Origin of the sequence: Marichromatium bheemlicum (assembly GCF_012276755.1) — a bacterium.
GTDB lineage: Bacteria > Pseudomonadota > Gammaproteobacteria > Chromatiales > Chromatiaceae > Marichromatium > Marichromatium bheemlicum.
Genome location: NZ_JAAXKX010000002.1, coordinates 185,769 through 207,136, shown reverse-complemented (window position 1 = coordinate 207,136; position 21,368 = coordinate 185,769). Strand labels below are relative to the sequence as shown.

At 68.6% G+C, this 21,368-nt stretch carries 19 protein-coding genes; 13 read left to right on the top strand and 6 right to left on the bottom strand.

Going from position 1 to position 21,368, the window contains the following annotated elements; translation table 11 throughout:
* The first annotated feature begins 451 nt into the window (after nucleotides 1-451).
* A complete protein-coding gene (locus HF203_RS02495; protein ID WP_168666266.1) occupies nucleotides 452-1,702 on the top strand; it encodes a lipoprotein-releasing ABC transporter permease subunit in 1,251 nt (416 codons plus the stop codon).
* A complete protein-coding gene (gene lolD, locus HF203_RS02490; RefSeq protein WP_168666264.1) occupies nucleotides 1,695-2,405 on the top strand; it encodes a lipoprotein-releasing ABC transporter ATP-binding protein LolD in 711 nt (236 codons plus the stop codon). Before HF203_RS02495 ends, lolD begins: the two co-directional genes overlap by 8 nt.
* Here the strand turns inward: lolD and HF203_RS02485 are convergent.
* Nucleotides 2,348-2,878, bottom strand: a complete 531-nt coding sequence (locus HF203_RS02485; RefSeq protein WP_168666262.1) for a DUF2062 domain-containing protein — start codon at nucleotides 2,876-2,878, stop codon at nucleotides 2,348-2,350. The two genes, lolD and HF203_RS02485, sit on opposite strands and share 58 nt — an antisense overlap.
* A gap of 96 nt (nucleotides 2,879-2,974) precedes the next feature.
* Between HF203_RS02485 and HF203_RS02480 the strand changes: the two genes are divergently transcribed.
* The 6 genes from HF203_RS02480 to kdsB all read left to right on the top strand — a co-directional run bounded on the left by HF203_RS02480 (nucleotide 2,975) and on the right by kdsB (nucleotide 10,248).
* Entirely contained in the window at nucleotides 2,975-5,428 is a 2,454-nt protein-coding gene (locus HF203_RS02480) for a DNA internalization-related competence protein ComEC/Rec2 (protein WP_343043865.1), read from the top strand.
* 238 nt (nucleotides 5,429-5,666) lie between these two features.
* A complete protein-coding gene (locus HF203_RS02475; RefSeq protein WP_168666259.1) occupies nucleotides 5,667-6,296 on the top strand; it encodes a MotA/TolQ/ExbB proton channel family protein in 630 nt (209 codons plus the stop codon).
* Nucleotides 6,293-6,721 carry an ExbD/TolR family protein gene (locus HF203_RS02470; protein ID WP_168666257.1) on the top strand — a complete coding sequence of 143 codons (429 nt, stop codon included), beginning with the start codon at nucleotides 6,293-6,295 and terminating at the stop codon, nucleotides 6,719-6,721. The genes HF203_RS02475 and HF203_RS02470 overlap by 4 nt, the downstream gene beginning before the upstream one ends.
* Nucleotides 6,718-8,493, top strand: coding sequence for a lipid A export permease/ATP-binding protein MsbA (gene msbA, locus HF203_RS02465; RefSeq protein WP_168666255.1), 1,776 nt, complete (start codon nucleotides 6,718-6,720; stop codon nucleotides 8,491-8,493). The genes HF203_RS02470 and msbA overlap by 4 nt, the downstream gene beginning before the upstream one ends.
* A complete protein-coding gene (gene lpxK, locus HF203_RS02460) occupies nucleotides 8,493-9,485 on the top strand; it encodes a tetraacyldisaccharide 4'-kinase (protein ID WP_168666253.1) in 993 nt (330 codons plus the stop codon). The genes msbA and lpxK overlap by 1 nt, the downstream gene beginning before the upstream one ends.
* Nucleotides 9,478-10,248 (top strand): 3-deoxy-manno-octulosonate cytidylyltransferase, encoded by a 771-nt coding sequence (kdsB, locus tag HF203_RS02455; protein ID WP_168666251.1) that lies wholly within the window; start codon nucleotides 9,478-9,480, stop codon nucleotides 10,246-10,248. Before lpxK ends, kdsB begins: the two co-directional genes overlap by 8 nt.
* Nucleotides 10,249-10,262: 14 nt before the next feature.
* On the opposite strand, the gene HF203_RS02450 is transcribed toward kdsB, so the two are convergent.
* Nucleotides 10,263-10,583, bottom strand: coding sequence for a hypothetical protein (locus HF203_RS02450; protein WP_168666249.1), 321 nt, complete (start codon nucleotides 10,581-10,583; stop codon nucleotides 10,263-10,265).
* A 154-nt stretch (nucleotides 10,584-10,737) separates the two neighbouring features.
* Here HF203_RS02450 and HF203_RS02445 point away from each other — a divergent pair, with 154 nt between their 5' ends.
* Nucleotides 10,738-11,127: a hypothetical protein gene (locus HF203_RS02445; RefSeq protein ID WP_168666247.1), complete on the top strand. Its 390-nt coding sequence runs from the start codon at nucleotides 10,738-10,740 to the stop codon at nucleotides 11,125-11,127.
* Nucleotides 11,128-11,188: 61 nt separating this feature from the next.
* Nucleotides 11,189-11,677 carry a low molecular weight protein-tyrosine-phosphatase gene (locus HF203_RS02440; RefSeq protein ID WP_425483189.1) on the top strand — a complete coding sequence of 163 codons (489 nt, stop codon included), beginning with the start codon at nucleotides 11,189-11,191 and terminating at the stop codon, nucleotides 11,675-11,677.
* Here HF203_RS02440 and HF203_RS02435 read toward each other — a convergent pair.
* The 4 genes from HF203_RS02435 to rne form a co-directional block, all read right to left on the bottom strand.
* The gene (locus HF203_RS02435) at nucleotides 11,658-12,377 is read right to left on the bottom strand and encodes a DUF2334 domain-containing protein (RefSeq protein ID WP_343043864.1); all 720 of its coding nucleotides are present in this window, start codon (nucleotides 12,375-12,377) and stop codon (nucleotides 11,658-11,660) included. The genes HF203_RS02440 and HF203_RS02435 overlap by 20 nt on opposite strands.
* Nucleotides 12,378-12,402: 25 nt before the next feature.
* Nucleotides 12,403-13,575, bottom strand: coding sequence for a glycosyltransferase (locus HF203_RS02430; RefSeq protein WP_168666243.1), 1,173 nt, complete (start codon nucleotides 13,573-13,575; stop codon nucleotides 12,403-12,405).
* Nucleotides 13,569-14,801: a sulfotransferase gene (locus HF203_RS02425; protein ID WP_168666241.1), complete on the bottom strand. Its 1,233-nt coding sequence runs from the start codon at nucleotides 14,799-14,801 to the stop codon at nucleotides 13,569-13,571. Before HF203_RS02425 ends, HF203_RS02430 begins: the two co-directional genes overlap by 7 nt.
* Nucleotides 14,802-14,947: 146 nt before the next feature.
* Nucleotides 14,948-18,082 carry a ribonuclease E gene (gene rne, locus HF203_RS02420; protein WP_168666239.1) on the bottom strand — a complete coding sequence of 1,045 codons (3,135 nt, stop codon included), beginning with the start codon at nucleotides 18,080-18,082 and terminating at the stop codon, nucleotides 14,948-14,950.
* Between the two features lie 582 nt (nucleotides 18,083-18,664).
* On the opposite strand from rne, the gene HF203_RS02415 reads away from it, so the two are divergent.
* The 3 genes from HF203_RS02415 to HF203_RS02405 are packed head-to-tail and all read left to right on the top strand — an operon-like array spanning nucleotide 18,665 to nucleotide 21,360.
* Nucleotides 18,665-19,666, top strand: coding sequence for an RluA family pseudouridine synthase (locus tag HF203_RS02415; RefSeq protein WP_210424595.1), 1,002 nt, complete (start codon nucleotides 18,665-18,667; stop codon nucleotides 19,664-19,666).
* Nucleotides 19,663-20,328, top strand: a complete 666-nt coding sequence (locus tag HF203_RS02410; protein ID WP_168666237.1) for an HAD-IA family hydrolase — start codon at nucleotides 19,663-19,665, stop codon at nucleotides 20,326-20,328. Before HF203_RS02415 ends, HF203_RS02410 begins: the two co-directional genes overlap by 4 nt.
* A 21-nt stretch (nucleotides 20,329-20,349) precedes the next feature.
* Nucleotides 20,350-21,360, top strand: a complete 1,011-nt coding sequence (locus tag HF203_RS02405) for a S49 family peptidase (protein WP_210424594.1) — start codon at nucleotides 20,350-20,352, stop codon at nucleotides 21,358-21,360.
* Nucleotides 21,361-21,368 lie beyond the last annotated feature (8 nt).

Sequence of the window (21,368 nt, the reverse complement as noted above, 5' to 3'; positions counted from 1 at the left end):
GCACGTGATCCGGTGCGGCCGATGTTTGCAAAGATTGTGTGGATTCGACGCCCGCTTGTAAATCCCGGCGCGCCAGCCGTCAGGAAGTTTGAACCGCAAAGGCCCAAAGGGCGCGAAGGGATTCAAGCTGCCAGCCATCAGCGGCCAGCCACCAGTGGATGGTCGGCGTCGACGATAGCGCCACTCCCCATTCGCTGTCAGCGACCGGTTGGCGTGCGTTTCCGGCCAACATTCAAAGACAGGCAGCCACTGGCGGCTGGAGGCTGGTGGCTGGAAGCTCTTCTCTCCTTTGCGTCCTTTGCGGCTTTGCGGTTCAATCTCCTGGCCGCTGGCCGCTGGCCGCTGGCCGCTGGCCGCTGGCCGCTGGCCGCTGGCCGCTGGCCGCTGGCCGCTGGCCGCTGGCCGCTGCTGTTCCTACGTCGTCGCGGACTTTGTGGTTTAATCCATCCCCATGTTCCATCCCCTGTCACTCTACATCGGTCTGCGCTACACGCGTGCGCGTCGGCGCAACCACTTCATCTCCTTCATCTCGGGGATCTCGATGGCTGGCATCGCGCTCGGCATCGTCGCCCTGATCGTGGTGCTGTCGGTGATGAATGGCTTCCACAAGGAGATCCAGCAGCGCATCCTCAGCATGGCCTCGCACGCCACCCTGAGTGATCCCTTCAGAGGCGGCTTGAGCGACTGGAACGGCGTACTCGAACAGGTGCGCAGGCATCCCGAGGTGGTTGGTGCGGCGCCCTTCGTCGAGGTCCAGGGGATGCTCGCCAACGGCTCGCGGGTGAGTGGGGCGATGGTGCGGGGGATCCTGCCGCGTGAGGAGGATCAGGTCGCCGAGCTGCGTCGCGACATGGTCTCAGGCTCGGTCGACGACCTCGTCGACGGTGCGTTCAACATCGTCCTCGGTCGCGATCTCGCCGGTTACCTGGGGGTTGCGCCGGGCGACAAGGTCACCGTGGTCACGCCGCAGGTGAGCGCTACCCCGGCCGGGGTGATGCCGCGACTCAAGCGCTTCACGGTGAGCGGGGTGTTCTCGGTGGGGATGGCCGACTACGACCGCAACGCCGCCTTCATCCACATGCGTGACGGGGCGCGGCTGCTCGGATACGGCGATAACGTCTCCGGGGTGCGGCTCAAGCTCACCGACATGTGGGCTGCACCGCAGCTGGCGCGTGAGATCGCCTATGATCTCGGCGGCGCCTACCGGGTGCTCGACTGGACCCAGGTGCACAGCAACTTCTTCAGTGCGTTGGCGATGGAGAAGCGGATGATGAGCATCATCCTCTTCCTAATCGTCGCCGTGGCCGCCTTCAACATCGTCTCGACCCTGGTGATGGTGGTCACCGACAAGCAGTCCGACATCGCGGTGTTGCGGACCCTCGGTGCCTCACCTGCACGGGTGATGGGGGTGTTCATGGTCCAGGGGACGGCGATCGGGCTGATCGGTACCCTGGTGGGGGTGGTCGCCGGGGTGGTGCTGGCGCTCAACGTCGAACCCGTCGTGGCCTGGATCGAAGGCATGTTCGGGGTGCATTTCCTCGATCCCTCGATCTACTACATCAGCACATTGCCCTCGGATGTGCAGTGGATCGATGTGTTGCGGGTGGGTGGTGCGGCCTTCGCGATGTCGGTGCTGGCCACCCTCTATCCGGCCTGGCGCGCGGCGCGGACCGATCCGGCGGAGGCGCTGCGGTATGAATGATGCGAAGGCGCCGGGCGCGGTGCTCGAGACCGTCGATCTGGTCAAGACTTTCTGCCAGGGGCCGACCGAGGTCGGGGTGCTGCGCGGGGTGGATTTCCGTGTCGGCGCCGGCGAACGGGTGGCGATCGTCGGTGCCTCGGGTTCGGGTAAGAGTACCCTGCTGCACTGTCTCGGTGGTCTCGACCGGCCGAGTGGTGGGCAGGTGTGCTGGCGCGGCCAGGACATCGTCGGGCTCTCCGAGGCGCGGGTCGGGCGGTTGCGCAACCGTCATCTCGGCTTCGTCTACCAGTTCCACCACCTGCTGCCCGAGTTCACCGCACTCGAGAACGTGGCGATGCCGCTGCTGATCGGCGGCATGCGTCCGCGGCTGGCGCGTGAGCGCGCGCTCAACCTGCTCGCTCAGGTCGGGCTGGCGCATCGCGGTGCTCACCGCCCTGCCGAACTCTCCGGCGGCGAGCGTCAGCGCGCGGCAGTGGCCCGCGCCCTGGTCACCGAACCCGATTGTCTACTCGCCGACGAGCCGACCGGTAACCTCGATCGCAACACCGCTGCTGGTGTCTACGAGCTGATGCTCGAACTCAACCGCGATATCGGTACCGCGTTGGTGATCGTCACCCACGACCTGGAGCTGGCGGCACGCATGGATCAGCGCTGGCGGCTCGACGAGGGGGTGCTGGTGACGGTCGAGGACAGCGCCCGGTAGCGCTCCCGCCGGCGCTGGATCTCGCGCATCAGCAGCCAGCGCCAGAGCATCTGGATGATGAGATAGCCGACCACTGCGCACAGCGTGGCGCAGACCAGTGAGCCGAGCAGGAGTGGCGCGAGGACTGCCAGCCAATTGTGCCAGTCGATCCAGAAGTGCATGTCGAACCCGACCACGGGCTGGTCGGTCATCCAGCAACCGAGCGCGTAGGCACCGTAGAACATCGGCGGGATGGTGATCGGGTTGGAGATCCAGATCAGGGTCACTGAGATCGGCAGATTGACGCGGAGCACGATCGCCAGCCCCGTGGCCATGAACAGATGACCGAGCGGTGGTAGGTACATCACGAACAGACCGACCGCGACCGCACCCGAGACCGAATGTCGGTTGAGGTGCCAGAGGTTGGGATCCTGGAGTAGCTTTCCGAAGATACCGAGCTGCCGATTTTCCAGGATCACCCGGGGGTCTGGCATGACCCGTTTCAGCGATTTCTTCACGCGGAGAGTCCGCCTGGTCTCAACTGTCGAGGCAGGCGGCAAGTATAGGCCAGGTCGCGGTGCTGGTGTGCGGTGCGCCGCCCGGGTCAGGACTGCGGTCCGCAGGTGCTGATCGGCGCGGCGCTCGCCTTCGTCCTCGGTGTCGTGGGGGTGCTGGTGTTGCCGGTGCTGCCGCCGCCGGGGTGGTTGGTGGCGAGCGCGCTCGTGCTGCTGCCGGGGTGGCGGCGTCGGTCTGTGAGGATGGCGGGCGCGGCACTGCTCGGGGTATGTTGGTCGTGGTGGTCGCTGGCCGCCCTGGTTTGTCATCCCTTCCCCGACACGCTGGCGCGGGTGCCTCTGGTGGTCGAGGGGCGCATCGAGACACGACCGGTGCGGCGGGGCCAGGCCACCCGTTTTCTGTTCCGGGTCGAGCACGCCCGCCATGGCGGTGAGACGATCGCCTTTACCGGGCGGGTCCGGTTGTCCTGGTATCGCGACGCCCCGGTGCTGCATCCCGGTGAGCGCTGGCGGCTGCCGGTACGGCTCAAACCGGTGCACGGCTATGCCAATCCAGGCGGCTTCGACTACGAGCGCTGGTTGTTCGTGCGCCAGGTGGTGGCGACCGGAAACCTCCGTGCCGGGGAGCCCGCGCAGCTGCTCGATCCCGGTCCTGGAGGCTACTGGTTGGCACGGTTGCGTCAGCGCCTTGGCGATCATCTCGCCACCGTGCTCGGTGACGCCCCGGCGCTGGGTGCGGTGCAGGCGCTCACCCTGGGGGTGCGCGATGCGCTGACCTCGCGTGACTGGGAGATACTCACCCGCACCGGCACCAACCACCTGCTGGCGATCTCCGGGTTGCATGTCGCGGTGATCGCGGGTGCGGTCTTTGCGTTGGGGCGATGGTTGTGGTCGCGCAGTCGTCGCCTGACCTTGTGGTTGGCCGCGCCTCGCGCGGGTGCCGTGATGGCGACAGGTGCGGCGCTGGGGTATGCGGGCCTCGCCGGTTTCGCGATCTCGACCCAGCGCGCGCTGATCATGATCGCGGTGGTACTCGGTGCCTTGTTCTGGTTGCGGGTGCTGCGTCCCTGGCAGGGGTTCGTGCTGGCACTCGCCGGGGTGGTGGCGCTCGACCCGCTGGCTCCGCTCGGTGTCGGTTTCTGGCTCTCCTTTGGCGCGGTCGCGGCGATCCTGCTGGCGCTTGCCGGGCGGTTACCGAGCCGCACGCCGTGGCGACGTTGGGGGCAGGTGCAGTGGGCGGTGAGCATCGGGCTGTTGCCGCTGCTGTTGCTGCTGTTCGCCCGCGCCTCGCTGGTCGCGCCCCTGGTCAACCTGGTGGCGGTGCCGCTGTTCTCGCTGCTGTTGCCGTTGTTGCTGGTCGCCGCGGTGCTGAGTCTGCTGCCCGGGCTGGAGGCGCCGTTGCGCGCCGTTGCCTGGCTGCTCGAGCAGGGGCTCGTCGGCCTTGGCTGGGTCGCCGACCAGCCGTGGTCGGCCGTTACGCTGGCGTCGCGCCCGTCCTGGGTGTGGTTGGCCGCGATCTTAGGGGTCGCGCTGTTGCTCGCCCCGCGTGGGCTTCCGGGGCGCTGGCTGGGCCTGGTGGGGCTGGCGGCGCTGGTGCTGGTGCGCCCGCTGTCGCCCCCATCGGGGGCCTTGTGGTTGACCTTGGTCGATGTCGGTCAGGGACTGGCGGTGGTGGCACGCACCCATGAGCACACCCTGGTCTATGACACCGGTCCAGGTTTCGCCAGTGGCTTCGAGACCGGCAGCGCGGTGCTGGTGCCGCTGTTGCGCGCCCAGGGCGTTGAGCGGGTCGATCGACTGGTGGTCAGCCATGCCGATCGTGATCATGCCGGCGGGCTCGTGGGGCTGCGCCGTGGCGTGGAGGTCAGGCGTATCGATTCGGGCGAGCCGGCAGCGCTCGGCCTCGACGGCGTCGGGCGCTGTCGGGCCGGGGAGGGCTGGGTGTGGTCGGGGGTGCGCTTTCGCTTCCTGCACCCGGTGACCGGAGGTGGTTCGGGCAACGACGCCTCCTGTGTGTTGCGCATCGAGGTCGGGGATGTCTCGGTGCTGCTCACCGGCGACATCGGCGCTGCGGTCGAGCGCCAGCTCGTCGAGCGCCATGGCGCGGCCCTGCGCAGCACCGTCCTGGTGCTTGCCCATCACGGTAGTGCCAGCTCGTCGAGCGCGACGCTGCTCGAGGCGGTTGCCCCCGAGCTGGCGCTGGTCGCATCGGGCTATGCCAATCACTACGGCTTCCCCGCCGAGGTGGTGTGCGCGCGGCTCATCGCGCGTGACATCGAGACGCGCGGGACGGCGCACGAGGGCGCGCTGAGGCTGCGTCTCGAAGCCGAGGGGGTGGCGCTCGAGCCCGGCTGGCGTGCCCGCCATGACCGGCTTTGGCGCCACCGCCCCGACGCCGGTTGCGCACCGCGCTGCCCCTGGGCCTGCGGTCGCGCCCGCACCCTTGCGGCCTGGTTCGTGCCGCTGCCGGCCCCGCTTACCGCGCCGACCTGTCGGGAGCGAACGCCAACCATCAGCCGGACGGATTGAACCGCAAAGACTCAAAGAGCGCCAAGGGAAGGGAGTGTTGCGCTTCCAGTGATTCGTGATCGCGCCTCAACAGAGCGCTCGCACTTAAATCCTTTGTCTTCTTTGGGTCTTTGCGGTTCGTATCGGCGGCCGATGCCCCGATGGCTGGAGGTCGAGCGCTTCGAGTATCATGAAGGGTCGGTCTCGGCCCATCCGGGTTCGGGGTCATTTGTCATAGCCTGCGCCGAGGAGTTCGCCCTTGCTAGATCTGATGTACGCCGGCGGCTGGTTGATGGTGCCGATCATCGCCAGCTCCGTGGTCGCCACCGCGATCGTCATCGAACGCGCTTGGATGTTGCGCCGCACCCGCATCATGCCGCCGGGGCTGTTGGCGCGGATCTGGCAGCTCTATCGCCTCGGTCAACTCAGCGATACGCAGATCGAGGAGATTCGCTATGGGTCGCCGCTGGGGCGCATGCTTGCCGCCGGGCTGGCCAATCGGATGCACTCGCGAGAGGTGATGAAGGAGGCGATCGCCGAGACCGGTCGTCAGGTGGTCGTCGAGTTGGAGCGCTTCCTCAATACCCTGGGCACCATCGCCGCAGTGACTCCCTTGCTCGGCCTGCTGGGGACGGTGCTGGGGATGATCGATGTCTTCGCGGTGATCGTCGAGGCAGGGGTCGGTGACCCCGAGGTCCTTGCCGGCGGGATCTCTGAGGCGCTGATCACCACGGCCGCCGGCCTCGCGGTGGCGATCCCGACGTTGATGTTCCATCGCTTCTACGACAATCGTGTCTCACGTCTGGTGGTCGACATGGAGGAGCTGGCTCTGCGCCTGATCGAGGTGATCAAGGGTGAGCGTGAGGATACCGTGGAGGGGGCGGCATGAATCTGCGCCCCCAACGCAAGGCGGCGATCGATATCAACCTGACGCCGTTGATCGACGTGGTCTTCCTGCTGTTGATCTTCTTCATGGTCTCGACCAGCTTCAAGGACGAGGCGCGGCTGCGAGTACAGTTGCCCGAGGCCGATGGCGCACCGGCCCCGGCCGAGGAGCCGCCCGAGACCCTGACCTTGGTGATCGATGCCGAGGGCACCTTCTTCATCGGCGAACAACGCGTGCTCGGTGATGATGCCGCGACCCTGGCGCGGGCGATCCGCAGCCATCTCGCCGGGCGTGGTTCCGCGCCGGTGCTGATCCAGGCCGACGCCAAGACCCCACACCAGGCGGTGATGACTGCGCTCGATGCCACCGCGCGCGAAGGACTCAATCAGGTCGCCTTCGCCGCGACCCGCAATCAGGAGGCGCCATGAGCGAGTCACCCGCTGCAGCGCCGGCCAAGGCCAGCGCGATCTATCGCCGCCTGCTCGGCTACGTCCGCCCCTACTGGCGGATGTTCTCCGTCTCCATCGTCGGCATGCTCGCCTTTGCGATCACCGAGCCGCTGTTCGCGGCGATGATGCAGCCGTTGATCGACGGCAGCTTCGTCGAGCGCGACGAGACCGTGGTGCGGATGATGCCGATCCTGCTGGTGGCGCTCTTCCTCGGTCGCGGCATCGCCGGCTTCATCAACAACTACTGTCTGAGCTGGGTCGGGCGGCGGGTGGTGGCCGATCTGCGTCAGCAGATGTTCGAGCACCTGCTGCGTGCGCCGACGCGCTATTTCGACAACACCGGCTCGGGCCATCTGCTCGCCAAGCTCACCTATAACGTCGAGAACGTCGCCACCGCCGCGACCTCGGCGGTCACCACCCTGGTGCGCGACGGCTTCACCGTGCTCGGGCTGATGGCCTACATGCTCTATCTCGACGCCGAGCTGTCGGTGATCTTCCTGCTCATCGGTCCGTTGATGGCCGGCGCCATCAAGTACGCGACCAAGCGCTTTCGCCGTCACAGCAAGCGCATCCAGGACCGTGTCGGTGAGCTCACCCATGTCGCCCAGGAGGTGATCGACGGCCATCGGGTGGTCAAGGCCTTCGGCGGTCAGGCGCGCGAGGCGCGTCACTTCGGCGCGATCAACGAGAAGACCCGTTCGCTGCAGATGAAGATGATCGCCACCGAGGCGGCGAGTGTGCCGCTGGTGCAGCTGATCTCGGCGATGGCGATCGCGGTGATCGTCTATCTCTCGACCATGCAGGGGCTGCAGGACAACATCTCGGTCGGCACCTTCATGTCCTTCATCGTCGCCATGGCGCTGCTGCTGCCGCCGGTCAAGCGTCTGACCTCGGTCAACGCCCATCTGCAGCGCGGCATCATCGCCGCCGAGAGCCTGTTCGAGCTGCTCGACGCAGAGGAAGAGGACGATCGCGGGCGCGGCGAGGTTGAGCGGGTCGCCGGACGCATCGAGTATCGCGGCGTCACCCATCGCTACAGCCCCGACAAGCCGCCGGCGATCCGCGAGCTGGAGCTGAGCGTCGCCCCGGGCGAGAAGATCGCCCTGGTCGGGCGTTCGGGCAGCGGCAAGAGCACCATCGCCAGCCTGTTGCCGCGCTTCTACGACCCCAGCGAGGGCGAGATCCTGATCGACGGCACGCCGATCCGCGACCTCTCCCTGGGCTCGTTGCGCCGTCAGATCTCGCTGGTCACCCAGGACGTGGTGCTGTTCAACGACACCATCGCTAACAACATCGCCTATGGCCAAGCCGAGCCGCCGAGCCGCGAGCGGCTCGAGCAGGTCGCCGAGAGCGCGCACGCGCTGGAGTTCATCCGCGCCCTGCCGCAGGGCTTCGACACCGTGGTGGGGGATCGGGGCGTGTTGCTCTCGGGCGGTCAGCGCCAGCGTCTGGCGATCGCCCGCGCGATGCTCAAGGACGCCCCCATCCTGATCCTCGACGAGGCGACCTCGGCGCTCGATACCGAGGCCGAGCGCCACATCCAGGCCGCGCTGCAGGAGCTGATGGAGGAGCGCACCACGCTGATGATCGCTCATCGGCTCTCGACCATCGAGCGCGCCGACCGCATCCTCGTGCTTGATGCCGGGCGCATCGTCGAGCAGGGCAGCCATCAGGCGCTGCTCGAGCGCAACGGCTATTACGCGCGGCTGCACCGGCTGCAGTTCCACGACGGTCTCGCGGCCGAGGACTGATGCGCTGGATCGATCCAGACCGTGTCTGGTACGCCCGGCACTGGCTCGGCATGCTACTCGCCCCGCTCGGTGCGCTCTACTGCGTGCTCGCCATGCTGCGACGGTTGGGCTTCCGGCGCGGCTGGTTGGCGAGCACGCGGTTGCCGGTGCCGGTGGTGGTGGTCGGTAACCTCAGTGTCGGCGGTACTGGCAAGACCCCGGCGGTGATCGCCTTGGCGCGGTGGCTGCGTGAGCAGGGCTGGCGACCGGCGATCCTCACCCGCGGCTATGGCCGGCGCGAGGACGGGGTGCGCCGGGTCACGCCGGGCGATGTCCCCGAGCAGGTCGGTGACGAGCCGCTGCTGCTCGCGCGCCACGCCGGCTGCCCGGTGGTGGTCGGTGCCGATCGGGTGGCGGCGGGGCGCTTCGCGCTCGCCCACTGCGACTGCGACCTGTTGCTCACCGACGACGGATTGCAGCACTACCGTCTGGCGCGCGATATCGAGATCGCCGTAGTCGACGGCCGCCGTGGTCTCGGCAACCGGCGCTGTCTGCCGGCCGGGCCGCTGCGCGAGCCGCCGCGCCGGCTCGAGACGGTCGACCTGGTGCTTTACAACGGCGCCGCGGCGCCGCCGGGGGCCGGGCGGATGCAGCTGGTGCCGGGCGCGGCACTGGCGCTCGACGGCACCGGGCGCAGCCGTCCGTTGGCGGCCTTCCGGGGGCAGCGGGTGTGCGCGGTGGCGGGGATCGGCAATCCCGACCGCTTCTTCGCCATGCTCGAGGCGCACGGTCTGGTGCTCGACCCGCGCCCCTATCCCGATCATCACGACTTCACTGCCGCCGAGGTCGCGGCCTGGCCCGCGGGGCCGGTGCTGATGACCGAGAAGGACGCGGTCAAGTGCGCCCGGTTCGGTGGCGGTGATCACTGGTATGTCCCCGTCGCGGCCGAGTTCGATGCCGACTCGCTGGCGGGGCTGTTGACTCGACTGGCAAGGGTGAAGAGGCATGGCTAAGGGTTTCAAGGTGGTGATTCCGGCGCGTTACGGTTCCTCCAGGCTGCCGGGCAAGCCGCTGCTGGAGATCGCCGGGGAGCCGATGATCCGGCACGTGGTGGCGCGGGCCTGCGCCAGCGGTGCCGACGAGGTGGTGGTGGCGAGCGATGACGCGCGCATCCTCGAGGCCTGTGCCGGGCTCGGCGCCGCGACCCAGCTGACCGCGACGGAGCACCGTAGCGGTACCGAGCGGGTCGCTGAGGTGATCGCTACGCGTGGTTGGGAGGCCGACACCGTGGTGGTCAACCTGCAGGGCGATGAGCCCTGCATGCCGGCGGCGCTGATCGACCAGGTCGCCAGCGACCTGGCCGGGTGCGAGGGCGCGGGGATGGCGACCCTGGCCTCGCCGATCCGGCGGGTCGAGGCGCTGTTCGATCCGCACGTGGTGAAGGTGGTGACCGATGTCAAAGGCTTCGCGCTCTACTTCTCGCGCGCGCCGCTGCCGTGGCATCGCGACGAGTTCCTCGGCAGCCGCGCAAGCCTGCCCGAGTCGGTGACCTTCCTCCGTCACATCGGGCTTTATGCCTATCGCGCCGGGTTCCTCGAGCGCTACCTCGCCTGGCCGCCGGCGCCGCTCGAGGTCGCCGAGTCGCTCGAGCAGCTACGCGTGCTGTGGCACGGTGAGCGCATCCATGTCGGTATCGCCGAGCGCACCCCGGGGCCTGGGGTCGACACCCGTGAGGACCTGGGGCGTGCCGAGGCGTGGATGCACGAGGACGGTTGAACGCACGGATGTGTTCAGTGCCGCCGGCCGATGGCGGGCGTGAGGGTGTCGAGCAGCTCGCGCAGCGGTGCCGAGGGGCAGCGGTGACGGTCGAACAGCGGTACCTGTAGCAGGGTGTTGCGCCGCTGGCGCGGACGGCCGTACTGGTCGGCCTGGATCTCGGCGGCGTGTTCGTCGTCGGACTCGAGGATCAGCAACTCCTCGCCGGGGAGCAGGTCGATCAGTCGCCAGGAGGTGCCGCGCAGCCGACAGCGGCGCCCGAGCAATGTGCGGACCTGGTGCAGCAGCGCCTCGCGGTCGTGCCTGCCCTGTGGGGTCGTGGGTCTGGTGTGCATTGCGCCTCCTGAGTGGGCTGTCGCCGTCGTCTCGGCCTCCGTGCCGTGTCTGTCCCTGGCTCGATGATGGCGTCGTGGGGGCGCGCTTTCCAGTCGTGTCTCGCGCCCCCAGGTCAGGGTCTATGACCGGGCGTTGTGACGGGAGATCAAGACCATGTCCAAGCGAGCACTGATCATCCATGGCCTCGGCGCCGCGTTCGTCTGGGGCGTGGCCATGCCTGTGGCCGGGGCCGATGCTGCTGCGGTCGGTGCCGCGCAGGCCACTGGCGCCGGCGGCTGGTTGCGACTCGAGGGCGTCGCCCGCGAGCCCGCCGGGCGCCGCCCGGCGCCGACCCGGCAGCCGGGCACGCGGCTGCTCGAGCAGCGCCAGGATGAGCGGCGCGCCTGGCAGTCGCTGCGGCGTGAGTCGCGTGCCGCCTCTCCATCCCTTGACGCCCCGGCGCGCGACAGCGGCGGCTGGCGGTTGCGCCTCGAGCGCCAGGGCGCCGCCCAGGCGCGCCAGCGCGAGGCGCAGCGGCTCAGGCGTGAGCGCACCGGCGACTGAGTCCGGCGCCGGGCGCTGCTATGATCGGGGCGGTGTCAGTCAGTGATGGAGGAGTCGCGAGGTGAAACGCGAGATCAAGGCCAGGATCCTGTTCGTCTGCATGGGCAATATCTGTCGCTCGCCGACTGCTCACGGGGTGTTTCGCCAACTGGTGCGTACCCAAGGGGTCGAGCACCTGGTCGAGATCGACTCGGCCGGCACTCATGCCTATCACGTCGGTAACCGCCCGGATCGGCGTGCCAGCGAGACGGCGCGCGCCCGTGGCATCGACATCGATGACCTGCGCGCGCGTTGCGTCGGCGCCGAGGACTTCGAGCGCTTCGACTATGTGTTGGCGATGGATCAGGACAACTACGCGCATCTCGCCGCGCTCTGCCCGCCCGGGCTGGAGTCGCGCCTGGGGCTGTTCATGGACTTCGCCCCGGATTACTCGCAGCGCGAGGTGCCCGATCCCTACTACGGTGGTCGGCGCGGCTTCGATCAGGTCTTCGACATGGTCGAGGCGGCCGCGCGCGGGTTGTTCGACGACCTCAACGCGCGTTTTCTGTGACCTCGGCGCCGTCGCGCTCGGGGCGGCGTTCGGTGAGTGCGCCGTAACGGCTGTGATGGCGGTAGTGGCGTAGATCGCGCCGCAGCGATTCGGCCAGGTGCAGTTCGAGGTCGTGCGGGTGGATGCCGATGCGCAGCCAGCCGCGGGCCCGCGCCCGACTGCGGTTGAGGCGGTTCCACAGCCCGATGGCGCGGGCGCGCCCCGGGGTATCGGCCTCGTAGCCGAGCATCGGTACCGGTTCGAACAGTCCGCTTTCGGCCGAGAGGATCCCGGAGAGGTACTCATAGCGCTCGAATGGCAGCTCGGCGAGCGCCGAGCGTGCGATCCGGCCCATCGCCCAGGCTGGCGGGACATAGAGTCCGGGCGCCTCCAGCCCCTGTTCACCGAACCAGGCATGGCAGCGCTGGACCAGGGTGCTGATGCCCGCGGCGTCGAGTGCCAGGTGTTCGGCGACATCGCGCGAGACGAGCCGGGCGTGCAGGCGATGGTACCAGCCGCCATAGCTGGCGACACGATGGTGCCAACCGTGTCCGGCCAGCTCGTAGCCGCGCTGTTGCCATTGGTGCAGCCGCGTGATCGCCGCCTCGTCCCAGTCCCCGCCGGGGACCACCAGCAGGGTGACCGGGTAGACCCGTTCGGCCTCGAGCAGGGCAAGCAGGCGCTCGACCTGGGGCAGGGTCTCGGGCATTACGTCGTGCACCGAGACCAGGGTCCTGGGGGTGTCGTCAGTCGCGCATGTCGACGCTGTGTCCATGATCGCCGGAGAGTACCGATAGCCAGTGTTGAAGGTTGCGGCGGTTGATCTCGATCGCCGCCGCTCGCGCCAGCCGAGCCTTGCGCTCGCGCAACGCCGGATCGAGGTCGCGCAGCCGTGCCAGGGTGTCGGCGAGGGTCTCGTCCTCGCCGATGGCGTGTAGCCCGCGCCCGAGCAACTCCCAGCTGAGGATACCGCATGCCGAGGAAACCACCACGGTGCGAGCGCGCGCCATCGCCTCGAGTGCGATGGTACCGAAGGACTCGACCCGGGAGGGAAGCACCAGGGCATCGACCGAGTCGAGCAGGGCCATGATCTGGCCGCGTCGCACCCAGCCGAGGTGCTTGAGGTTGGGATGTTCGAGGCAGCGTTGTTCGAGCCAGGGGCGCAGCGGCCCGTCACCGGCGACCAGGAACTCGATCTCGGGGAGCTGGCGCGCGGCCTCGACCACGCTCTCGAGATTCTTCTCCGGGGCCAACCGGCCGGCGAACAAGACCCGTCTGAACTGCGGCGAGATGGGGCGTGGCGGTTGGTCGAGGAAGCGCTTGGCGATCGGCGTGGCCATCAGCGCGGCGCGGTTGGCGCCGATGCGTCGCGCCACCTCGACCATCTCGTGGGAGTTGGCGAGCACCAGCTGGCTGCGGCGAAACAGCATGCGGTGACAGGTGCCGAGATAGGCGTTGGCCACGCGCGCGCGCAGGCCGCTCCACTCGGGGAAGAGGTCGGTGAGTGCCTCGAAGTGGGTGTGGAAACCGACCACCAGGGCGATCTCACGCCGCCCAGCTAGGTGCATGCCGAGCATGCCGAAGGGGCCGGGGGTGGGCACGACGATGGCGTTGGGCCGCAGTCGGCGCAGTCGCCCACTGACCAGCGGCCAGGAGGGGACCAGTAGCCTCTGGGTGGGGTCGCCGGGGAGCGGGAAGGTCAGTCCGCCGTGCCAGCTGCCGTGGCGATAGCGTGGTGCAATCAACTCGACCCGGGCGCCGGCGGCGCGCAGATGGTCGGCGAGGTCGCGATAGTAGGCGCCGACCCCGTTACGCTCGGGTGCGGCGTCGGAGAGGATGGCCACGCGCAGCCGTGAGGCGTCGATCGGACGAGACGACTGGGGGAGGGGCGGCTGGTGTGGGCGTTGGGGACTCAGCATGGCAACGCGGTTTCCGTGGCTCGCGTGTGGTCGACGGCGCTGACAGCGGTCGTACTCGTGGCCTCGACGTCGATGGTGCGGGCGTGCAGGCGTCGGTAACAGGCACCAAGGTCGTGTTCGATGCGCGCGGCATCGAGCCCGAACTGTGCGAGGCTGTACTGGTGTGCGCTGCGATAGCGGCGGGCATGGTGCTGATGCGCCTGGAGCCGGGCGCGGTAGTCGGCCTCCAGGGCGAGGCCGAGCTGACGGTAGATGGCCTCGATGCTCGGGCCGAGCCGCTCGCGTAGCTGCTCCATGCTCACCCAGGCACAGCGCTGGCGCGGGACCTCGGCGAGGACTCGTTCGAGATTGTGGTAGTAGAAGCCGAGTTGTTCGGTCATGCGGCGCTCGAGCGCAGGCGCGATGGCGGCGGCGCCGAACAGCGTGGCGCCGCCGGCGATCGCGCTCAGCTGTGAGGGGAGGGTCTGCTGCGGGGCGCGCAGACAGACCACGAAGCGCGCGTCGGCATAGCGCGCGCGCAGCGCCCCGGCGAGCGGGGCGAAGGCGGCATTCTTCGACAGCAGACGCTTGTCCTGGCCATGGACGTAGAGGTGGCGCTGCAGGCAGCGGTGGTAGTGCTCGAGGAGGCGGCTGCGCAGCGGCTCGGGCATGTCGCGGTCGAAGGTGCCCATGCGCCATAGTCGCGTCGAATCGGGGAAGGGGAGGACGAGGATGAAGCAGGCGAGCGCCGGCAGCAGTGCGAAATAGTCCTCCTCGGGGTCGTCGAGACGCATGCTGTGGATCGCATCGAGGGCGCCGAAGACGTGACGCTCGCTCCAACGCAGCACCCGGGCGAGCGGGGCGCCGAGCCGGGCATCGAGGCGACCGAGCCCGAGCCAGAAGCGCCGGGCGCTGATCGAGAGCGCGAACAAACACTCCCAGGTGGTGAAGGTGGTGAAGCCGGGGTCCTTGGCCAGCACCCGGTGGAGATGGGTGGTGCCGCTGCGTGGCACCCCGAGGACGAACAGTGGCTCGCGGACCTGGACCTGGCGATAGTCAGGGTAGAGCAGCTCGTCGAGTGCTAGCCCGAGCCAGTGGATGAGCTGGATCAGGGCGAACAGCGGCACGAAGCCGAGCATCAGCAGGGGGCGGATGTAGCCGGCCCAACCGGCGCCGCGCCTGGGGACGAGGGCACGCAGGGCGAGCCCGAGAAGGTGCAGTTGGCTGGAGAAGAAGAGTCTGAACATCGTCCGTCCTCTGCCCGAGCACTGCTGCAGGGCGTGCGCGCAGGCTCCAGTGGTGCATGCGTGCGGGTCGTCGTCGACGACCCGCACGGGTTCAGGGTGACCGCAACAGGGCGGACCCTAGCACGCACGAGGTGACGATCGCGACCTCAGTCTCCGCCTTTCTGTGCGATACGTTCGCGACCGCTCGCTGGCGGACTGGGGGGCGTGTCGGTCGTGCTGCCGGCCGATTGCGGCTTGGCCGCCGCGGGCTTGGTCTCGCTCGCCGGGGCCTTGGGCGCGGCACTGGGTGCGGCGTCGGCCGGCTGGGGTTTGGCCGCCGCGGGCTTGGCCTCGCTCGCCGGGGCCTTGGGCGCGGCGCTGGGTGCGGCGTCGGCCGGCTGGGGCTTGGCCGCCGCGGGCTTGGCCTCGCTCGCCGGGGCCTTGGGCGCGGCGCTGGGTGCGGCGTCGGCCGGCTGGGGCTTAGCCGCCGCGGGCTTGGTCTCGCTCGCCGGGGCCTTGGGCGCGGCACTGGGTGCGGCGTCGGCCGGCTGGGGCTTAGCCGCCGCGGGCTTGGTCTCGCTCGCCGGGGCCTTGGGCGCGGCACTGGGTGCGGTGTCGGCCGGCTGGGGCTTAGCCGCCGCGGGCTTGGTCTCGCTCGCCGGGGCCTTGGGCGCGGCACTGGGTGCGGCGTCGGCCGGCTGGGGCTTGGCCGCTGCGGGCTTGGTCTCGCTCGGCTGTGCCGTGCTTGACTCGGTGGCGCGTGTCTGCTGCCGGGGCTTGGCGTTGGCGCGCTCGTCGCCGGTTTGCGCCCTCGGTACGGCCGCCGCCCCGTGGTCGCTGGCGGCCTTGGCGGTGCCGGTCGTGTCTGCGGTGGCGGGACGGGGTGACTCGGCCGCGGTGGCGGGCGGCAGCAGCGCCGTGGTCTCGGGCTTGGTCTCGCTAGTCGTCGTCGAGCGCGATGATGCCGTCTCGGCCGTCTGCTCCTCGAGCTTTTCGGTGCGAGGCTGAGCCTTGCCGTTGGCCTGCTCGTGGCCCGTGCTGGTCTGCGACTCGTTGTTGCCGCCGGTCGGGTTGGTGCGGCGTCGGTTGCGCCCGCCGCGTCGCCGCCGGGCCGAGCGCGGTCGTTCGTTGTTACCCTCTTGCGCTGCCCCCTCGCCGCTACCCTGGGGTTGCTGTTCGTTCACACCGGCAGCAGGCGCCTGTCGGGGTTGCTCCTGAGCGGGCGTGGCCTCGGCGCCTTGATGTGGTGGTTGGGCGTCGCGGTTGCGCTCGTCGTCACCCTTGCCCTTGTTGCTGCGGGTGCCGTTGTCGTTGCCGTTGCGACGGGGACGATTGCGGGTGGCGCTACCGCGCCGGTTGCGGTTGTCGCCGTTGCGACCCCCTCGCCCCCCCTCATCGCCTTCGCCACCGCGGCCCTCCGGGCTCGGGCGCTTGCGCTCGCGGCTCTTGTTGTTGGCGTTGTCGTTGCGATCACGCGGGTCGTTGCGGTTGGCGTTGCCTGCCTTGGGCTGTGACGACGACGTGCCCTGGGGGGCGCTGCTGCCGTCGACCTGGCGCGGGGCGAACAGACCACTCCAGATACGTTTGAGCAGGCCCTCGGGTTCGCTGGGCGTCGCTCCCTGCAGGCCCACCGGGGTCTTGGGGGTGCTGCGCTGGGCCGGGCGCTGGTGGTGTTGGGGGGCCGGGGTCGCAGGGGTGACCTGCTTGACCGCCGGTTCCTCGATACGTGGTGGTGTGGTCAGGCGGGTGTAGCGTGAGTCGGCCTCCGCCTCGGGCGGTGTGGCGGCGATCTCGTAGCTCTGTCGGCCCTCGTCCTGCTTGGTGACGTCCTGGGTGCGGATGCGCTCGATCTGGTAGTCGGGGGTGAGCAGGTGCTCATTGGGCAGCAGCAGGATCTCGACCTGTTGACGGTGCTCGATGTCGACGATGGTGCGGCGCTTCTCGTTGAGCAGGAAGGTGGCGACGCTGACCGGCAGGTGGGCGAGGATGCGCTGGGTGTTGTCCTTCATCGCCTCCTCCTCGATCACGCGAAGGATCGACAGCCCCAGCGACTCGACGCCGCGGATGGTGCCCTGGCCCTTGCAGCGTGGACAGACCTGCTGGCTCGATTCGCCGAGCGAGGGGCGCAGCCGCTGGCGCGACATCTCCAGCAGGCCGAAGCGCGAGATCCGCGCCACCTGGACGCGGGCGCGGTCCTGCTTGAGCGCCTCGCGCAACCGGTTCTCGACCTCGCGTTGGTTCTTCGGTGGGGTCATGTCGATGAAGTCGATCACGAACAGCCCACCGAGGTCACGCAATCGCAGTTGGCGGGCGATCTCATCGGCCGCCTCGAGGTTGGTGTTGAGTGCCGTCTCCTCGATGTCGGCGCCCTTGGTGGCGCGCGCCGAATTGATGTCGATGGCGGTGAGCGCCTCGCCGTGGTCAATCACGATCGAGCCGCCCGAGGGCAGGCGCACCTCACGCTGGAACGCCGACTCGATCTGGCTCTCGATCTGGTAGCGGGTGAACAGCGGCACCTCGTCGTCGTAGCGGCGCAGCTTCTTGATGTTCTGCGGCATTACCTGACGGATGAAGGTCTCGGCGCGTTCGTAGACGGCGGGGTCGTCGATGACGATCTCGCCGATGTCGGCGCGCAGATAGTCGCGGATCGAGCGGATGATGACATCGCTCTCCTGATAGATCAGGAAGGGTGCCTTGCGCTGCTCGCCGGAGGTCTCGATCGCCTTCCACAGCTGCAGCAGATAGTCGAGATCCCACTGCAGCTCCTCGACGCTCTTGCCGACCCCGGCGGTGCGCACGATCAGGCCCATGTCCTCGGGGATCTCGAGCTGGCTCATGGCATCGCGCAGTTCGCTGCGATCCTGGCCCTCGATGCGACGCGACACCCCGCCGGCGCGCGGGTTGTTGGGCATCAGCACCAGATAGCGCCCGGCCAGCGAGATGAAGGTGGTGAGCGCCGCGCCCTTGTTGCCGCGCTCCTCCTTGTCGATCTGCACCACCACCTCGCGGCCCTCGCGCACCGCGTCCTTGATGTTGATGCGCGATCCGGGCTTGACCGAGTCGGGCTCGAAGTAGGCGCGGGCGATCTCTTTGAGGGGGAGGAAGCCGTGGCGTTCGGCACCATAGTCGACGAAGGCGGCCTCGAGGCTGGGCTCGACGCGGGTAATGGTGCCCTTGTAGATGTTGGCCTTTTTCAGTTCCCGGCCGGGGGATTCGATGTCGAGATTGTAGAGCAGTTGACCGTCGACGGTCGCGACGCGCAACTCTTCCGGCTGAGTTGCGTTGATCAGCATTCTTTTCATGTTGTTCCTTCTCTCACCACGGCGCGTGTCCCGTCGTGGGGGACGGTTCGCCGCGGACCCCCGGTGGCTGACCTGGGGGCGGCTCGGCGCGTTGCCGTTCGTCCCACGGTGAGCAAGGATCCGACGGCATCAGCACTGTCCGTTCGGTCGCCTCCAGACGGGACCCGGAACGGGCACGCGCGCATGAACTATCGTTGACGGACGCTGGCGGGCGCCCGCGGGTTCTTGTCCCCGTCCGCGTGGAGGGGGAGGTATTCGGAGCGGCGCGGATGGTGCCGGATGCGTTGGCCTGCCTTGACGCACGGCGCGCGGAACGCAGAGGGTGTAGAATGCGCGATTGCTCGCTGCTCGAGTCCGCGCGCCATACCCCATGCTGCCCTCGGGCAGGCGTGGTTAAGATGTCGAAAGACGGCTTCCGGCGCGAAGGCAACGTCCCGGCCGGTTTCGAGTGGACGCGGACCAACCTTCAGCTGCGCTCGCCGCTCCGGGAATGATCGATATTCCACAGGCCAGCGCAAGCGATTCATGGTAGCAGCGAAGACTATTAGCATCAATTGAGCCAACAAGGCAAGGCTATCCCCTTTGAGTCCACCAGATCCCCATCCAGATCCCGCGCTGGCCAAGGGCGGCGCGGATACCGGGCCGCGTCTGGTCCGCGTCGATGCCGAGTCCGACGGACAGCGTGTCGATAACTTTCTGCTCCGTTTCATCAAGGGCGTCCCGCGCAGCCATCTCTATCGCATACTCCGTCGTGGAGAGGTGCGGGTGAACAAGGGGCGGGTCAAGGCCAATCACCGGCTGCGCGCCGGCGACATGGTGCGTATCCCGCCGCTGCGCCTGCCCGAGCAGCGCGCCCCGGCGCGCGCGCCCGCGGGCTGGCTGAGCCGGCTCGAGGGTGCGGTGCTCTACGAGGACAACCGTCTGCTGGTGATCGACAAGCCCTCGGGGCTGGCAGTGCACGGCGGCAGTGGGCTGAGCTTCGGGCTGATCGAATCGCTGCGCCAGCTCCACCCCGGTCGCGAACTCGAGCTGGTGCACCGGCTCGATCGCGATACCTCGGGCTGTCTGGTGGTGACCAAGCGGCGCAGCGCACTGCGTGAGCTGCACCGGATGATGCGCGAGGGTGGGGTGGAGAAGCGCTATCTGGCGCTGATCGGTGGCGAGTTGCCACACGCCGAGATGACCGTCGATGCGCCGCTGTGCAAGAACGTGCTGCGCGGGGGCGAGCGTATGGTCAGCGTCGATCCGGTCGAGGGCAAGCCAGCGCGTACCCGTTTTCGCCGGCTGCGCCGCTTCCAGGCCGGGTCGCGGATAGCGACCCTGGTCGAGGCCACCCTGATCACCGGCCGGACGCATCAGATCCGCGTCCATGCCACCCATCTCGGGGCCCCCCTCGCCGGGGATCCCAAGTACGGTGACGACACCTGGAACCGGGAGCTCAAGGCGCTCGGGCTCGATCGCTTGTTCTTGCACGCGGCGGCCCTGAGTTTCCGTGCCGAGTACATGAACCGACCGTTGCACGTCGAGGCCCCCTTACCGGAGACGCTGCAGGGGTTGTTGGACGCACTGGAGGAGCGCGCGTGAGTTTCGAGCTGATCGTTTTCGACTGGGATGGCACCCTGATGGATTCCGAGGCCCATATCGTCGATTGCATGCAGCGTGCCTTCGTCGAGCTGGGGCTGGAGCCGCCCCCGCGCGAGGCCGCGCGCGAGATCATCGGACTGAGCCTGGAGCGGGGCACGCGGGAGCTGCTGCCGGGGGCTGAGCCCGAGATCTATGAGGCGCTGATCCTCGCCTACCGGCGTCGCTTCCTCGGCGCCACCCCGAACGCCTCGGCGCTGTTCGCGGGCGCCGTCGAGGTGCTCTCGACGTTGACCGAGCGCGGCTGTCGGCTGGCGGTGGCCACCGGCAAGAGTCGCGCCGGGCTCGATAAGTCGCTGCGCGAGACCGGGCTCAGCGGCTTCTTCCACGCCACCCGTTGTGCCGATGAGACCTTCTCCAAGCCCCACCCGCAGATGCTCTTCGAGCTGATGGACGAACTCGGCGCCACCGCCGAGGAGACGCTGATGATCGGCGACACCGAGTTCGACATGCAGATGGCGCGCAACGCCGGGGTGGCGGGGCTGGCGGTGAGCTACGGCGTGCATGCCCCGGAGCGGTTGCTTGCGCACCAGCCGCTGGCCTGTATCGATAGGTTGAGCGCGATCCCGGGGTGGCTTGCCGCACGCACCACGAGCGAGAACTGAAAACAGCACGGAGACTGAACGATGCAGTGGCGATTCTGGAGACGGTGGCGCAAGACAGCGATGCCCGATCCCGACCAACCCGGCTGGGAGCGGGCGCTGATCAACCAGCTGGCGCTCGATTACATGCGCGAGCGGCGTCGCTCACGGCGCTGGGGGCTGGTGCTCAAGCTGCTGATCCTGGCCTATCTGGTGGGGCTGGTGGTGGCCGCCTCGGTACGGGATTGGGATCGGCGTATGGCGGTGACCGAGCCTCATGCGGCGTTGATCGACATCGACGGGGTGATCGCCGCCGACACCGAGGCCAGCGCCGATCGGGTGGTCAGGGCGTTGCGCAAGGCCTTCGACAACGATCAGGTCGAGGGGGTGATCCTGCGCATCAACAGCCCCGGCGGCAGCCCGGTGCAGGCCGGCTACATCAACGACGAGATCGGCAGGCTCAAGGTCGAGTATCGCGAGGCCCATGACGGCGACGATCTGCCGGTGTATGCGGTGGCCGCCGATCTCTGTGCCTCGGGGGGCTATTACGTCGCCGTCGGCGCCGATGCCATCTATGCCGACAAGGCCAGCCTGGTCGGCTCGATCGGGGTGCGTATCGGTAGCTTCGGGCTCGATCGCCTGCTCGCCGATCTCGGTATCGAGCGCCGGCTGCTCACCGCCGGTGCCAACAAGGGCATCCTCGATCCCTTCTCGCCGCTGCCCGAGTCGCAGCGCGTCTTCATCCAGGGCGTGCTCGACACCCTGCACCAGCAGTTCATCGAGGTCGTCAAGACGGGGCGTGGCGATCGCCTCCAGGGCGGCGACGAACTCTTCAGCGGGTTGTTCTGGAGTGGCGAGCAGGCCCTCGAACTGGGCCTGATCGATGGTCTGGCGAGCGCCGGGACGGTGGCGCGCGAGCAGCTCGGCACCGAGGCCGTGGTCGACTACACCCAGAAACGCGACCTGCTCGATTCCTTCGCCGAGCGACTCGGTGGTGGCATGGCCGCGGCGCTTGGTGGTCTGTTCGGTGGGTTGGACGCCAGCGTGCTGCGCTGAGACCGCAT

What these genes read in the sequence shown, in the direction of transcription:
- kdsB (WP_168666251.1), top strand. Translation starts at nt 9,478, where the DNA reads ATGGCTAAGGGTTTCAAGGTGGTGATTCCGGCGCGTTACGGTTCCTCC.
- HF203_RS02450 (WP_168666249.1), bottom strand. Translation starts at nt 10,583, where the DNA reads ATGCACACCAGACCCACGACCCCACAGGGCAGGCACGACCGCGAGGCG.
- lpxK (WP_168666253.1), top strand. Translation starts at nt 8,493, where the DNA reads ATGCGCTGGATCGATCCAGACCGTGTCTGGTACGCCCGGCACTGGCTC.
- HF203_RS02405 (WP_210424594.1), top strand. Translation starts at nt 20,350, where the DNA reads ATGCAGTGGCGATTCTGGAGACGGTGGCGCAAGACAGCGATGCCCGAT.
- HF203_RS02445 (WP_168666247.1), top strand. Translation starts at nt 10,738, where the DNA reads ATGTCCAAGCGAGCACTGATCATCCATGGCCTCGGCGCCGCGTTCGTC.
- HF203_RS02425 (WP_168666241.1), bottom strand. Translation starts at nt 14,801, where the DNA reads ATGTTCAGACTCTTCTTCTCCAGCCAACTGCACCTTCTCGGGCTCGCC.
- msbA (WP_168666255.1), top strand. Translation starts at nt 6,718, where the DNA reads ATGAGCGAGTCACCCGCTGCAGCGCCGGCCAAGGCCAGCGCGATCTAT.
- HF203_RS02485 (WP_168666262.1), bottom strand. Translation starts at nt 2,878, where the DNA reads ATGCCAGACCCCCGGGTGATCCTGGAAAATCGGCAGCTCGGTATCTTC.
- HF203_RS02430 (WP_168666243.1), bottom strand. Translation starts at nt 13,575, where the DNA reads ATGCTGAGTCCCCAACGCCCACACCAGCCGCCCCTCCCCCAGTCGTCT.
- HF203_RS02470 (WP_168666257.1), top strand. Translation starts at nt 6,293, where the DNA reads ATGAATCTGCGCCCCCAACGCAAGGCGGCGATCGATATCAACCTGACG.
- lolD (WP_168666264.1), top strand. Translation starts at nt 1,695, where the DNA reads ATGAATGATGCGAAGGCGCCGGGCGCGGTGCTCGAGACCGTCGATCTG.
- rne (WP_168666239.1), bottom strand. Translation starts at nt 18,082, where the DNA reads ATGAAAAGAATGCTGATCAACGCAACTCAGCCGGAAGAGTTGCGCGTC.
- HF203_RS02495 (WP_168666266.1), top strand. Translation starts at nt 452, where the DNA reads ATGTTCCATCCCCTGTCACTCTACATCGGTCTGCGCTACACGCGTGCG.